This window comes from Pseudomonas sp. BCRC 81390 (genome assembly GCF_030341915.1).
Taxonomy (GTDB): domain Bacteria; phylum Pseudomonadota; class Gammaproteobacteria; order Pseudomonadales; family Pseudomonadaceae; genus Aquipseudomonas.
Map to the genome: position 1 here is coordinate 1 of NZ_JATAAG010000068.1, position 268 is coordinate 268.

Consider the following 268-nt stretch of genomic DNA (forward strand, 5'->3'; position numbering starts at 1 on the left):
CCGCCATACCTGGCCAGGTTCTTTCCCAATGATGCCTCGGTTACCGTCCCGGGCCACGGTATCTTTGGGCGTACTACCGCGACGACACCCCCAGCCACTTCAACCCCAACCCCCAACAACCCAAGCGACGAAGACCAGATCGCCGCCAGCGCTTCCGGGTTGTGCTGATGCGTTTCCTGCAACGCCCGATAGTTCCTGCCCAGGCTGTCCTGATGAAACCACAGGCTGCCCAGGGCAAACAGCAGGCCGGCGCTGCCGCCACTGGCGG

General features: G+C 63.8%; 1 protein-coding gene. It reads right to left on the reverse strand.

Annotated elements, in window-relative coordinates:
* Positions 1 to 268, reverse strand: a 268-nt coding sequence (locus QSV36_RS21445; protein ID WP_289134262.1) for a hypothetical protein, incomplete at both ends; no start/stop codon positions are given.